This window comes from Heterorhizobium halophytocola, assembly GCF_017873095.1.
GTDB lineage: Bacteria > Pseudomonadota > Alphaproteobacteria > Rhizobiales > Rhizobiaceae > Allorhizobium > Allorhizobium halophytocola.
This window is the reverse complement of the sequence record NZ_JAGGJU010000001.1, coordinates 337,722-350,119: the sequence shown is the minus strand read 5'-3', so window position 1 is coordinate 350,119 and position 12,398 is coordinate 337,722. Positions and strand designations below refer to the sequence as shown.

Annotated in this window: 11 protein-coding genes; 2 read left to right on the top strand and 9 right to left on the bottom strand. The window is 62.1% G+C overall.

The window, feature by feature from the left end; genetic code table 11:
- Positions 1–13: 13 nt before the first annotated feature.
- The 5 genes from hemH to J2Z17_RS01680 form a co-directional block, all read right to left on the bottom strand.
- Entirely contained in the window at positions 14–1,045 is a 1,032-nt protein-coding gene (gene hemH / locus J2Z17_RS01700; RefSeq protein ID WP_209941627.1) for a ferrochelatase, read from the bottom strand.
- Between the two features lie 131 nt (positions 1,046–1,176).
- Positions 1,177–3,225 (bottom strand): 5'-nucleotidase C-terminal domain-containing protein, encoded by a 2,049-nt coding sequence (locus J2Z17_RS01695; RefSeq protein ID WP_209941626.1) that lies wholly within the window; start codon positions 3,223–3,225, stop codon positions 1,177–1,179.
- Positions 3,226–3,410: 185 nt separating this feature from the next.
- A complete protein-coding gene (gene omp10 / locus J2Z17_RS01690; RefSeq protein ID WP_209941624.1) occupies positions 3,411–3,776 on the bottom strand; it encodes an outer membrane lipoprotein Omp10 in 366 nt (121 codons plus the stop codon).
- A 208-nt stretch (positions 3,777–3,984) separates the two neighbouring features.
- Positions 3,985–5,427: a homospermidine synthase gene (locus J2Z17_RS01685; protein WP_209941622.1), complete on the bottom strand. Its 1,443-nt coding sequence runs from the start codon at positions 5,425–5,427 to the stop codon at positions 3,985–3,987.
- 174 nt (positions 5,428–5,601) lie between these two features.
- Entirely contained in the window at positions 5,602–6,477 is an 876-nt protein-coding gene (locus J2Z17_RS01680) for a heme-dependent oxidative N-demethylase family protein (RefSeq protein ID WP_209941620.1), read from the bottom strand.
- Positions 6,478–6,832: 355 nt separating this feature from the next.
- Here J2Z17_RS01680 and J2Z17_RS01675 point away from each other — a divergent pair, with 355 nt between their 5' ends.
- On the top strand, positions 6,833–7,126 hold the full coding sequence (locus J2Z17_RS01675) for a type II toxin-antitoxin system RelE/ParE family toxin (RefSeq protein WP_209941618.1): 294 nt from the start codon (positions 6,833–6,835) through the stop codon (positions 7,124–7,126).
- 164 nt (positions 7,127–7,290) lie between these two features.
- Here the strand turns inward: J2Z17_RS01675 and J2Z17_RS01670 are convergent, their stop codons facing one another.
- From J2Z17_RS01670 to J2Z17_RS01660, 3 genes are read right to left on the bottom strand one after another with little or no spacing between them, the layout of a single operon-like run.
- Positions 7,291–7,575 (bottom strand): YciI family protein, encoded by a 285-nt coding sequence (locus J2Z17_RS01670; RefSeq protein WP_209941616.1) that lies wholly within the window; start codon positions 7,573–7,575, stop codon positions 7,291–7,293.
- Positions 7,575–8,240, bottom strand: coding sequence for an aminotransferase class IV family protein (locus J2Z17_RS01665; RefSeq protein ID WP_209941614.1), 666 nt, complete (start codon positions 8,238–8,240; stop codon positions 7,575–7,577). The genes J2Z17_RS01670 and J2Z17_RS01665 overlap by 1 nt, the downstream gene beginning before the upstream one ends.
- A complete protein-coding gene (locus J2Z17_RS01660) occupies positions 8,189–9,352 on the bottom strand; it encodes an aminodeoxychorismate synthase component I (protein ID WP_209941612.1) in 1,164 nt (387 codons plus the stop codon). The genes J2Z17_RS01665 and J2Z17_RS01660 overlap by 52 nt, the downstream gene beginning before the upstream one ends.
- A gap of 189 nt (positions 9,353–9,541) precedes the next feature.
- Between J2Z17_RS01660 and budC the strand changes: the two genes are divergently transcribed.
- On the top strand, positions 9,542–10,303 hold the full coding sequence (gene budC, locus J2Z17_RS01655; protein WP_209941610.1) for a meso-2,3-butanediol dehydrogenase: 762 nt from the start codon (positions 9,542–9,544) through the stop codon (positions 10,301–10,303).
- A gap of 94 nt (positions 10,304–10,397) precedes the next feature.
- Here budC and J2Z17_RS01650 read toward each other — a convergent pair whose 3' ends face one another.
- Positions 10,398–12,215, bottom strand: coding sequence for a M3 family oligoendopeptidase (locus J2Z17_RS01650; RefSeq protein WP_377299948.1), 1,818 nt, complete (start codon positions 12,213–12,215; stop codon positions 10,398–10,400).
- Between the last annotated feature and the right edge of the window lie 183 nt (positions 12,216–12,398).

Sequence of the window (12,398 nt, the reverse complement as noted above, 5' to 3'; positions counted from 1 at the left end):
CGGAGGGGGTTTTCTACACCCAGCCCATCAGCTCGCGCCGAACCACGGTTTCCAGCACCCGCATGCCGTCTTCGCTGTCGTTCAGACAGGGAATGTGGGTGAATTTCTCGCCGCCGTTGTGGGTGAAGATCTCGCCTGCCTCGCCGGCGATTTCCTCCAGGGTTTCCAGGCAGTCGGAGACGAAGCCCGGGTTGATCACGGCGATCTTCTTCACCCCGTCCTTGGCAAGCTTTTCGACGGTCTTGTCGGTATAGGGGTTCAGCCACTCTTCCGGCCCGAAACGGGACTGGAAGGTCAGCATGACCTTCTCCTTCGGCCAGCCGAGCCGGTCGATCAGCAGACGCGTCGTCTTGTAGCAATAGCAATGATAGGGATCGCCCTTTTCGAAATAGGACATCGGTATGCCGTGATAGGAGGTGAGCAGCAGCTCCGGTTCCCAGTCGAGGCTTGCGATGTGCTTCTCGATCGAATTGGCGAGCGCGTCGATATAGACGGGGTCATCGGCATATTGCGGCACGGTGCGAAGCGCCGGCTGCCAGCGCATGGAGAGCAGCTTCTTGAACGCCTCGTCGTTGACGGTGGCGGTGGTCGCTGCCGCATACTGCGGATAGAGCGGGAAAAGCAGGATCTTTTCGCAGCCGTCCTTTTGCAGTTCGTCGATCTTCGACTTGATCGAGGGCTGGCCGTAACGCATGGCCCAGTCGACGCGGACATTGGGCAGATCCGTCATCGCGATCGCCATCTTCTCCGCCTGGTTGCGGGTATAGGTGCGAAGATAGCTTTCGCCCTTTTCGTGGTTCCAGATCTCCTCATAGGCCTTGCCCACCTTTTGCGGGCGGCGGTTCAGCACGATGCCGTAGAGGATCGGATACCATTTCCATGGCGACCATTCGATGACACGCTTGTCGGTGAGGAATTCCTCCAGGTAGCGGCGCATCGATTTGTAATCCGTGCCGTCCGGTGTGCCCAGATTGACAAGCAACACGCCCACTTTGCCGAATTTGACGGGTGGATGGTTGACGGGCAGATGGTCACGATCTGTCATGGTGTTATCGGTTCCGGCTTTTGTTTGACGATGCAGAGACTTACGTTGCGGCAGACGTCCTGGCTCACTTATGTCATGAAAAAACCGGCCCGGGAAAGCCCGGACCGGTCAAAGACATGCGGCAAACCGTCTTACTTGGCCGGCAGGACCAGTTCCTGGCCGACCATCAGCGCATGGGGTGACTTCAGCCTGTTGGCCTTGGCAATCATGGTCCACATGTGCCCGTCGCCATAGGCTTCCTTGGCGATGATCCAGAGGCTCTCGCCCTTGGCAACCGTGTGGGTCTTCTTGTCGCCGGACGCCATGGCGCTGTCGGCGGCGGGCATGGCCGGTTCTGCGGGCTTGGCGTCTTGAGCGGCCTTGGCCGGGTTTTCAGTCGGGATCGGCGGCACCGAATTGGCAAGCGTCGCGGAGGCGTCGGGCATATCCGGGGTGGTGATCTCGGCTGCCGGGGCGGGCGCAGGTGCAGGTGCCTCGGCGTCCTTCTTCGCATCCGTAGCCGGCGCCTCGGCCGGTGTCATGTCGGCTGGTTTCTCAACCGGTTCGTCTGCCTTCGGCGCATCGGCACCCGCGGCCGCGGCCTCGACGATGCGGCCGTCGGTATAGGGCTTGTAGGGGCTGTTCTTGGCGATGTAGTCGGCGACCACCGTTTCGAGCCCCGGACCGTAGTCATAGGCGTTCATGCCCTTGGCCTCGAAGACGCTGTAGCCGTCACCGCCGGTGCGCATGAAGTTGTTGGTGGCAACCTTGTAGGTCTTGTCCATCTCGAGCGGTGTGAAGCCGTCGCCCTCCTTGACCTCGACCGAAACAACCCGGCTGCCGGCCGGCTTGGACTTGTCGTAGGTCAATTTCAGGCCGGAGACCTGCGGGAAGCGGCCGGCGCCTTCCTCGATCTGGCTGAGGCCGTTTTCGAGGGCTGCGACGATGTCGGCCCCCTTCAGCTCGAAGGTGGCAAGCGTGTTCTGGAACGGCAGGACCGTCAGCACCTCGCCCATGGTGACGGTGCCGGCGTCGATCGAGGCACGAAGGCCGCCGCCGTTCTGGAAGGCGATCGTCACACCCTGGTCCTTGACCCGGTCGACCATGGCGTCGGCGACCAGATCGCCCATCGAGCATTCCTCGGCCCGGCAGATGTCGCGCGAACCTTCGACCGGACCCTCGGTTTCGCCGATTTCCTTGGTCTTCAGTTCCTCGATCGGCCCGGCCAGTTCCTTGACCCTGGCAGCGGCGGCCTCGTCCGGCTTGAACTTGGCGTCGACCAGGATCGGATCGCCGGAGGCGGATTTCACCACGCCGCTATCGTCGAACACGACGTCGAGATTGCCGAGATATTTCGAATAGGCGCCGGCCTGGACGACGGGAACCTTGTAGCCCCCGGGATTGTCGACCATGGTCGGGTAGGGTCCCTCGGCTTTCTCGTCGGTGTTGGACAGGAGGCTGTGGGAATGGCCGCCGACGACGACATCGATATCCGGGATCTTGGCAATCGCTGCGAGGTCGCGCGGATAGCCGACATGGGTGAGCGCGATGATCTTGTCGACGCCTTCGCCCTTCAGCTTCTCGACCTGCGCGGTAATCGTCGCCACGTCCTCGGCGATCATGATGTTCGGGCCGGGAGAAGAAAGCTCGTCGGTGTCGTTGGCGACCGCGCCGACAATGCCGATCTTCTGGCCGCCGACGTCGAGCACGATCGACGGCTTGACCTGATCGCCGATCTTGGAGGAATAGCCGGGCAGCACATTGGCACTGACGACCGGGAATTTGACCTTGTCGAGAAAGCCCTTCAGGCCGTCCTCGCTGTCGTCGAATTCATGGTTGCCGATGGTCATCGCATCGAAGCCCATCATGTTCATGAACTCGGCTTCGGCGGCGCCCTTGTAGGTGGTATAGAACAGCGAGCCCTGGAAGTTGTCGCCGGCATTCAGCAGAATGACGTTCTGGCCCTCCAGCGATTTGCGGGTCTCCTTGATCGCCGTGATGAAGCGCGCCGCACCGCCGAAGCACTCCCCCTTCTCGTCGTCTTCGGACGCGCAGGTCGAGTCGTATTTGTTGATCGATTCGATGCGCGAATGAAAATCGTTGTTGTGCAGGATGTGAAGCTCGAAGTCGGCAAAGGCCGTGCTCGCCGATATGGCGAGCACCGATGCGCTGAGCAGGCCGAATTGCAAGATTTTCAACATAAGATGGTTCTCCTGATGCGCTTGAACAGGGTCGCCGCCTTTGTCCCCCGGCGGTTCCCGTCGACCCGTTGGCGGCAATGTTTTCATCGGCGGTTTCAAACTGCAAGTGAAAACAGGAACGCCCCCGACCTTGGTCGGAGGCGTTGCGCAAAATCTGCATGTTCGACCGGTGGCCGAACGAAAAGTCAGGACCGGCGGGTCAGGGAGAACTGCGAGCCGCCCTCGGCGGTGCAATTCAGCTGGTTGGAGGTCACCAGCGCGCAATTGACCTTCTGCTGGGTGTTGCGGATCAGCGAGGTCATGTTGATTTCAACCAGTCGCCCGGACAGCTTTGTATAGGTGCCGGATGCGAGCATCTGGTTGGTGTCGGTGGTGCGGGTGGTGAAGGCGCCGCCCTGGAAGGTGGAGACGATGCCGTTCGGATCGACCCAGGCGCCTTCGACGCCATCGGCCTGCATCGGCGGCGGAAGACGACGCGGGCCGGGCGAGGACATGCACGCACTGAGCGCCAGCGGAACGACGCTGAGAAATACGAGAACTTTGGTCTTCATGGATTTGCCTCCGGCATTCGCAAGTCACGGGCATGCGTCACACTTTTGCTCAGACCATGGCCCCAAGGCTTAGGAAAAGCAAGATCTTGGCGGCTTTGACAGCAAGTTATCCCAGTGCCGCCGCTTCAACGTCCGCATCATCACGGCGACAATGAGATGGGCCGCGGCGGGTTCCCGCGGCCCATGCAATATTGCGGCGTGCAGAGCATCAACGTACGAGGATGTTGCGGAACTGCCACGGATCCTTCTCGTCCAGATCTTCCGGGAACAGGCCCGGACGGCCATCGAGCGGGGTCCAGTCGGTGTAGTGGCCTTCGACCGGGCCGAGATAGGGAAGCTGGACTTCCAGGCAGCGCTTGTAGTCGATCTCGTCGGCCTCGACGATGCCGGCCTTCGGGTTTTCCAGCGCCCAGACCATACCCGCCAGGACAGCCGAGGTCACCTGCAGGCCGGTGGCGTTCTGGTAGGGGGCGATGTTGCGGGTCTCTTCCAGCGACAGGCGCGAACCGTACCAGTAGGCGTTCTTGTCGTGGCCGTAGAGCAGCACGCCGAGTTCGTCGACGCCGTCGACCAGCTCGTTCTCGTCGAGCACGTGCAGAACCGGCTGGGCCGTGCCGCCATTGCCGAACATCTCGTGCAGCGAAAGGACCGCGTCATTGGCCGGATGGTAGGCATAATGGCAGGTCGGGCGATAGCTGACATCGCCGTCCTTCTCGACGGTGAAGTAGTCGGCGATCGAGATCGATTCGTTGTGGGTGACGAGGAAGCCGTATTGCGGGCCCGGGGTCGGACACCAGGTGCGCACGCGCGTATTGGCGCCCGGCTGCTCCAGGTAGATCGCCGCCTTGCAGCCCTTCTTGTGCTTCTTGGCGTTTTTCGGCATCCAGTTTTCGTGGGTGCCCCAGCCCAGTTCGGCCGGCTGCAGGCCCTCAGAAATGAAGCCCTCGACAGACCAGGTGTTCCAGAAGACGTTCAGCGGCTTCGGGTTCTTGGCACGCTGGGTGTCGCGCTCGGCGATGTGGATGCCCTTGACGCCGACCTTCTTCATCAGCTTGGCCCAGCCCTCGCGGTCATCCTGCGAAGGCTCGTCGAACTTGACGCCGAGTTCGTTGGCGACGTTGACCAGCGCCTGCTTGACGAACCAGGAGACCATGCCCGGATTGGCACCGCAGGTCGAAACGGCCGTGGCGCCGCCCGGGTTCTTGGCCTTTTCCTTGCGCACGGTTTCGCGCAGCGCATAATTGGTGCGCTCGGAATTCTTCATGCTCTTGTCGAAGTAGAAGCCGAGCCAGGGCTCGACGACGGTGTCGATATAGAGCACGTCGAGCTTGCGGCAGAGCTTCATCAGATCGAGCGAACCGGTGTCGACCGACAGGTTGACGCAGAAGCCCTGGCCTTCGCCCTCGGTCAGGAGCGGCTTCAGCAGCGTCTTGTAATTTTCCTTGGTCACATGCGCTTGGATATGCTTGACGCCGTGCTTGGCCAGAATGCCGCTCTCGTCGGCATTCGGATCGATGACCACCATCCGGCTCTTGTCGAACTTGAAGTGGCGTTCGATCAGCGGCAGGGTGCCGCGACCGATCGAGCCGAAGCCGATCATCACGATCGGTCCGGTGATCTCGCCATGGACCGGATAGGTTTCACTCGTCATTTGCTTCTCCTAGAAAGAAAAATTGCCGCGGTAGCGTTCGGCCGACTAATCGCCCCATGCCCCGCAGACACCGTTTCGGCGGGAAGTTGAACCGGCTCTAACCACACTTCGCTGACATAATAAAGACAGCGCGCACGGCCGGTCATCGCGCTTCGTAACATTTTTTCGCGGCGACTACTCTTGCAAGTAGGCACAAAGGGCGTCGACCCAAGCAGAAAGTCCCTTGTAGGCGATCTGCTCGGGTGCCAGAGCAGCCAACTGATCGCTGAGCAGCCGGGCCAGACGCTTGCCGTCTGGTGACTTCTTGAAGGCTGCCAGCGGGTCGAGATAGATGCGGATGGTAAACACGATTGCACCGGTCACGGGCAGGCGGCGCAGGGTCTGGCGTTCGACGCGGATGAAGGCGTGCTCGGGTTCTCCCTGTTCCCTGGTCCATTTGAGCCCGGGCGGGTGGTAGAGCGCATAGGCGCGGTTGATCGACCAGTTGAACCGCTCGACCGGCAGATCCGGCTGCAGGTTGTCGAAGATCCGGTTGACCAGCGTCGCGTTGCGGGTGCCGCCGGAAAAGCCGGGCACATGTGCATGCACGGCGTCCATCGGCTGCAGAAATTTTTCTGCCAGTGACCAGGAGGACGGGAAAGCCAGATGCGCGGCCGTGATCGTCCAGCCCCCGGTCTTGCGCTCAAGGATCACCAGGTCGTCCTGCACCAGCGAACCGGCCGTGAAGATCGGCGGATGGGCCTCGTCTGCGAGATCGACGGCATCGCTGTCTGCAATCGTCATCAGGTCAGCGCTTCGCCGGTAGATGTTGGGATGCCAACGGGCCAGATAAGCGCCGAGCATGTCGAGACATTCGCGCTGGGCCGGCAGGCTTTCTGTGCTGGAACGCAGAATGTCGTCCAGTCGCTCCGCGGCCAGCCGGCGCTTTTCGGCAAGCTGGCTTGCCAGATCGCCATCCGGCTCGATCCAGCGATCCGGGTCGAGACCGGAAAGCCCGATGGTAAAGGGGCGCGAGGAGCCGTCATACGGCGTATAGGTGGGTGCAGCCATGGCCCGCATCATGAAGCCGATCATTTGCCGGCGGCAAGGGGGTCTGGTAGAATGAAGGCATTCTTTTGGAGATCGCATATGGCCGGCCGAACCCTGACGATTGGTGTGAGCAATGCAACGATGGAGCGCCTTGCGGAAACGGCTGCGACGAGTGCTCGCAAGCAGGACGATGTCGTGCAGGAAGCGCTCAGCGAATATTTCGACCGGCGTGATCGAGAAGTGGCACTTGTCGAGCGTAATAGGCAGGCAGCAAGCAGTGATACGGTGATATCCAATGATGCCATGACCGACTGGCTGCAAAGCTGGGCACGGGCACGGAGACCACACCCCCACAGCCGGAGACCGGTCGCCGTTGATGGCAAGGATCGTCTGGTCGACAGCGGCCCGGGACGATCTGATAGCCATTCGTCGCTACATCGCGACAGACCACGCGACTGCGGCACGCGTGGTAGCCCAACATATCCTTTCGGTCGCCCAACTTCTCGCGTCGCATCCCGAGATGGGAACGATGACGCGGATTATATCCGTCCGGCGGCTCGTCGTGGGCGCCAGTCCCTATGTCATCTGTTACAAGATAACAGGTGACGATCTCGAAATTCTGGACATCTTCGACGCCCGGCGCAATCTGCCGCGGACCGCACCGGACTGAAAGCCCGCTGTTGTTGGGCAGACCGGCTAAGAAAGCGGGAATATCTGGGAATATGCTAAACTTGGTGCGAGAGCCTGAAATTAGGCCGCCTTAAGAAGAGGGCCGAGAACAGTGTCTTGTCCTGTTTTTCGCACGCTTGATTCCCGTGCCATCTTATTCCGGCCTTACCCCTTCAACACCTCGAGCCCCTCGGCTGTGCGGCTCAGATGGACCTCGGTGATCTCGTAGTCGGCAATGCCTTCAAGCATGAAGGGGTCGCTTGCGACGAAGGCTTCGATGGCGTCGCGCGGGCCCTTGGCGAGGATCACGCCGCCGGTGCGGGGCTGCTTGCGGCCGGATGCCAGGAACCAGCCCTTGTCATAGCCTTCTGCGACCCAGGCGATATGCGCCTCCATCGCCTTGTCGGCCTCCTGGCTACTCTTCTTGTAGACGAGGGATAAAATCAGCATCAGCTGTCGCTTTCCTGCAATTGGGCGCGGATCAGGCCGCGCAGGGAATTTCCGACATATATCGTGCGGTCGACAATGTCCTGCGGCCGCAGCACGCCATTTCTGGCGCGGCGCTCCCGGATCAGTTCGGCGCGCAGCACGCCCGGCAGCAGGCCGCAGGAGAGGGCGGGCGTGATCATGCCACCATCAGGGCTCTCGGCGAAGAGGCTGGTGATCGTGCCCTCGCACAGTTCGCCCCGCTCGTTCATCAGCAGCACCTCGTCGGCTTCGTCTGCCGAATACTCGGCTCGCGCGGCATCGTAGACATCGCGTCTGGACGTCTTGTGGCGCAGGAAGCTGTCGTCGGATTGGACCCTCTGGACCGCGATGCGCAGCCGCCAGACCGTATTGTCGCTGACGGGCTCGAAGGGGGTGGTTGCGACTTCGACCTCGCCGCGGTGATTCAGCGTCAGCCGGACCCGCAAGGGAGTCTCGCCGCCTACCGCATCCGTCAGCGCTTTCTCGGCCTTTTCGGGGGCGCGGAAGCCCAGGGCGTCGGCCGAGCGGCCGAGCCGGCGCAGATGATGCTCCAGCCGGAGGAACCCGATGCCGGGTTCCCAGCGCAGGGTCTCAATCAGCTCGAGAGCTGCTGGTTTGCGAGCGCGAACCGCGCCTTTAGAAGACATTCCCGATATTCCGCCTCGACCTTCGAATCGTAAACGATGCCACCGCCGACATTGAAGACCGCACGATGGTCGTTGAATAGGGTGATCGTGCGGATGGCCACCGAAAATTGCATCGGACCTACCGGATCGCACCAGCCGATCGCGCCGCAATAGACATCGCGTGGACCGGTTTCCAGGCGATGCAGGATCTGCATGGCCGACAGTTTCGGCGCCCCGGTGATCGAGCCGCAGGGAAACAGTGCCTCGAAGATGTCGCCAAGCCCCGCGTCGGGCAGGAGTTTTGCCCTGACATGGCTGACCATCTGGTGCAGGGTCGGATAGGTTTCGATGTCGAACAGTTTCGGCACGTCGACGGAGCCGACTTCGGCAATTCTCGACATGTCGTTGCGCAGCAGGTCGACGATCATCCGGTTTTCGGCGAGCGTCTTCTCGTCGGAGAGCATCGCCGCGATGATCTCCCGGTCTTCTTGCGGCGAGGCGCCGCGGGCCGCGGTGCCCTTCATCGGATGGGTCTCGATCATGCCCGTGGCATCGACCCGGAAGAACAGTTCCGGCGAGCGCGACACGATGGCCGGGCCGCCGAGCTCGGCAAGCGCGCCGTAGCGCACGGGCTGGCGGGCCGTCAGCGATTGAAAGAGCGAGGCGGCGTCCCCCTGCCATCTCGCGCTCACCGGCATCGTCAGATTGGCCTGATAGCAATCGCCGAGGCGCAGGTGCCGGTGCAGGGCCTCGAAGCGCTGCCGGTAGGTCCGGATATCCCAGGCTGCCTGCGGGTTCGACAGGACGGCGCCGGTATCGATGACCGCGTCGCTGCCGGCAAGGTTGGCGGAGGCCGAGATCTCGGGCGGGTCGAAGACCCCCATACACACCAGCGGTGTTTCCCGGTTTTCGGGTGCCAGGGGCGCAAGCTTGGGTTCGAACGCAAAGCCGGCTTCATAGGCGACGTAGCCCGCGAGCCAGTATCCCTCTCTTTGCCAGCCTTCCAGTTGCCGGAAAGCCGGGCGAACTTCATCGATCGTTCTGGCGATCACGCAGGCGCGCGGCTCGGCAAACAGCCGGTTTTCCGCCCGCATGTCGTCGCGGAAAAGGATATAGGGTCTTTTGTCCGACATTGCCGCGTCCCGTTGAAGCGAAGGCTTCTATCAGGTTCGACTGCGCATTCGCCAGCCTCCCTGCGCCGCGGCGTCGCCGATATTAGACATGGCGAAATGCCGCAGCCGCCAGATGTTCGGAACCCTGCCTCCGGCCGGACCGTTCGCTCTCTGACATATACAGTCGGACAGAACGAAAGGACAAACACCATGGATCGCTTCAACGACAAGGTCGTCATCATTACCGGTGCCGGTTCCGGCATGGGCAAGGCAACCGCTGAACGGTTTGCGACAGAGGGCGCGAAAGTGGTGATTGCGGGGCGCCGAAAAGCCCCGCTCGACGCCCTTGCGGCCGAATTGTCTCCGGCAAAGGTGCTGGTTCAGACCTGCGATGTGTCGCAGGAAAGCGAGGTCGAGGCGCTGGTGAAAGCCGCGGTAGATGCCTTTGGCGGCATCGACGTTCTCGTCAACAATGCCGGTGTCGTCGTCTCCGGCGATGTGACCCAGACCTCGACGGCCGACTGGCGCAAGGTCATGTCGATCGATCTCGACGGCGTTTTCTTCATGAGCCGGGCCGCGATGCCGCATCTGAGGGCGTCGAAGGGATCGATCGTCAATGTCGCCTCCGTGTCCGGCACCGGCGGCGACTGGGGCATGGCGGCCTACAATGCGGCGAAGGGTGGGGTGGTGAACCTCACGCGGGCCATGGCAATGGATCATGGCAAGGACGGTGTGCGGGTCAACGCGGTGTGCCCGAGTTCCACCCGGACCCCGATGGGCGAGGGGGTCGTGACCAATGACGCGCTGATGGCAAAATTCCAGGAGCGTTTCGCACTCGAAGGTCCGGCGGAACCGGAAGATATCGCGGGCGCTGTCGCGTTCCTCGCCAGCAGGGACGCCCGCTTCATCACCGGCGTCAACCTGCCGGTCGATGGCGGCATCTCCGCCTCGAACGGCCAGCCGCAGCAGTAGCCCGTCCCCATCGACGCGAGCGACAAACGCCGAAGGGCCCCGGCGCGGAAATACGCGCCGGGGCTCTTCCATATTTGCGTCGACAGGTGCCCGATCAGGCGTCCGTGTCGAGCGCTTCGAGTTCGTCGATCAGGCCTTCGATCATCGACAGGCCCTTGGCCCAGAAGGACGGGTCGGTCGCATCGAGGCCGAAAGGCGCCAGAAGCTCGGAATGGTGCTTGGTGCCGCCGGCCTTCAGCAGTTCGAAATACTTGTCCTGGAAGCCCTGGTCGGCATTCTGGTAGACGGCATAGAGCGAGTTCACGAGGCAGTCGCCGAAGGCATAGGCATAGACATAGAAGGGCGAATGGATGAAGTGGGGGACATAGGTCCACCAGTTCTCGTAGCCTTCGGAGATCCTGATGGCCGGCCCCAGGCTTTCCTCCTGAACCGACAGCCAGAGCTGGCCGATTTCCTCGGCCGTCAACTCGCCGTTCTTGCGGGCGGTGTGAACCTTGCGCTCGAATTCATAGAAGGCGATCTGGCGCACCACGGTGTTGATCATGTCCTCGACCTTCTGGGCGAGCATGATCTTGCGTTCCTTTTTCGTCTTTGCCTTGTCCAGCAGGGCGCGGAAGGTCAGCATCTCGCCGAACACGGAAGCCGTTTCGGCAAGCGTGAGCGGCGTCTGGCACATCAGCGCGCCCTGTTCGCCGGCCAGTACCTGATGCACGCCATGGCCGAGCTCGTGGGCGAGCGTCATCACGTCGCGCGGTTTGCCGAGATAATTGACCAGGACGTAAGGATGGGCCGACGGGACCGTCGGATGGGCAAAGGCGCCCGGCGCCTTGCCGGGACGGGCCGGGGCGTCGATCCAGTTCTCGTCGAAGAAGCGCCTGGCGATCCCGGCCATTTCCGGCGCAAAGCCATCATAGGCCGACAGCACTGTTTCGCGCGCCTCGTCCCAGGGGATCACCCGGTTGACGGTGTCGGGCAGCGGCGCATTGCGGTCCCAGAAATTCATCTGGTCCATGCCGAGCCATTTGGCCTTCATCTTGTAATAACGGTGCGACAGGCGCGGATAGGCGTCCTTGACGGCGGCGGCCAGCGCGTCGACGACCGGGCGCTCGACGCGGTTGGCCAGATGGCGGCTGTCGGCGATGTCCTCGAAGCCGCGCCAGCGATCGGAGATCTCCTTGTCCTTGGAGAGCGTGTTGGTGACCAGCGTGAAGATCCTGAGATTTTTGGCAAAGACCTCGGACAGCGCCTTGGCGCCCTTTTCGCGGGTTGCCGGGTCGGGCTCCTGCAACAGGTTCAGTGTCGCCTCGAGCGGCTGTTCCTTGCCATCGACATTGAAGGTAAGGCTCGCCAGCGTCTCGTCGAACAGGCGGTTGAAGGCGGCAGCCCCCGTCATCGATTTCTCGAGAAAGAGCTGTTCGACCCGGTCTTCCAGCTGATGGGGCTTGTCCATCCTGAGGTCGAGCAACCATGGGTGGTAACGGGCGGCAACCGGATCCTGGTCGAGGCAGGCATCCACGGCCGCATCGCTCAGGCGGTTGAGCTCCAGGGCGAAGAACAGAAGGTGCGAGGACCAGTCGGTGAGCTTGGCCTGGACGTCGCCGAAGAACTTGGCGTTCTTCGCATCGGTCATGTCGGAATAATAGGTGAGGCCGGCATAGGAGGCGATGCGGCCGAGCAGATCGTCAAGCGCTTCATATTGGGTGATCGCGGCACCAAGCCCCGTCGCACCGGTGCCGGCAACGGCCTGTTCCAGCTTGCCCTTCCAGGTCGCCTCGAATGCGAGCGCCAGTTCCTCTGCCTTTTTCATGTCGCCAAGCAGCGCGTCGGAGGTCTGCGACGGATAGAGATCGGAAAGACGCCATACCGGCAGGTTGTCGATCGCGGTATCCGCGCTCACGGCTTCGGCGGGCATAGCGGGCAGGGTGGCGAGAGGCCACGAAAAGCGGCGCATGGCGTGCTCCTTCTGGAATTCGATACTGTCGGGTCAACCTAGTGTCCCGTCCCTGCGGAAACAAGCGCGTGAATATTAAGGAGCGGCAAGGATCGGACGGTCAGGGAATGTCGACAGGGACTGCGTCGCCTTTCGCCCCTTTGA

Excerpts from the sequence above, each read along its gene's own strand:
- J2Z17_RS01695 (WP_209941626.1), bottom strand. The coding sequence starts at position 3,225 with ATGTTGAAAATCTTGCAATTCGGCCTGCTCAGCGCATCGGTGCTCGCC.
- J2Z17_RS01675 (WP_209941618.1), top strand. The coding sequence starts at position 6,833 with ATGGCAAGGATCGTCTGGTCGACAGCGGCCCGGGACGATCTGATAGCC.
- J2Z17_RS01650 (WP_377299948.1), bottom strand. The coding sequence starts at position 12,215 with ATGCCCGCCGAAGCCGTGAGCGCGGATACCGCGATCGACAACCTGCCG.
- J2Z17_RS01670 (WP_209941616.1), bottom strand. The coding sequence starts at position 7,575 with ATGCTGATTTTATCCCTCGTCTACAAGAAGAGTAGCCAGGAGGCCGAC.
- J2Z17_RS01685 (WP_209941622.1), bottom strand. The coding sequence starts at position 5,427 with ATGACGAGTGAAACCTATCCGGTCCATGGCGAGATCACCGGACCGATC.
- J2Z17_RS01660 (WP_209941612.1), bottom strand. The coding sequence starts at position 9,352 with ATGTCGGACAAAAGACCCTATATCCTTTTCCGCGACGACATGCGGGCG.
- hemH (WP_209941627.1), bottom strand. The coding sequence starts at position 1,045 with ATGACAGATCGTGACCATCTGCCCGTCAACCATCCACCCGTCAAATTC.
- J2Z17_RS01680 (WP_209941620.1), bottom strand. The coding sequence starts at position 6,477 with ATGGCTGCACCCACCTATACGCCGTATGACGGCTCCTCGCGCCCCTTT.
- budC (WP_209941610.1), top strand. The coding sequence starts at position 9,542 with ATGGATCGCTTCAACGACAAGGTCGTCATCATTACCGGTGCCGGTTCC.
- J2Z17_RS01665 (WP_209941614.1), bottom strand. The coding sequence starts at position 8,240 with ATGTCTTCTAAAGGCGCGGTTCGCGCTCGCAAACCAGCAGCTCTCGAG.
- omp10 (WP_209941624.1), bottom strand. The coding sequence starts at position 3,776 with ATGAAGACCAAAGTTCTCGTATTTCTCAGCGTCGTTCCGCTGGCGCTC.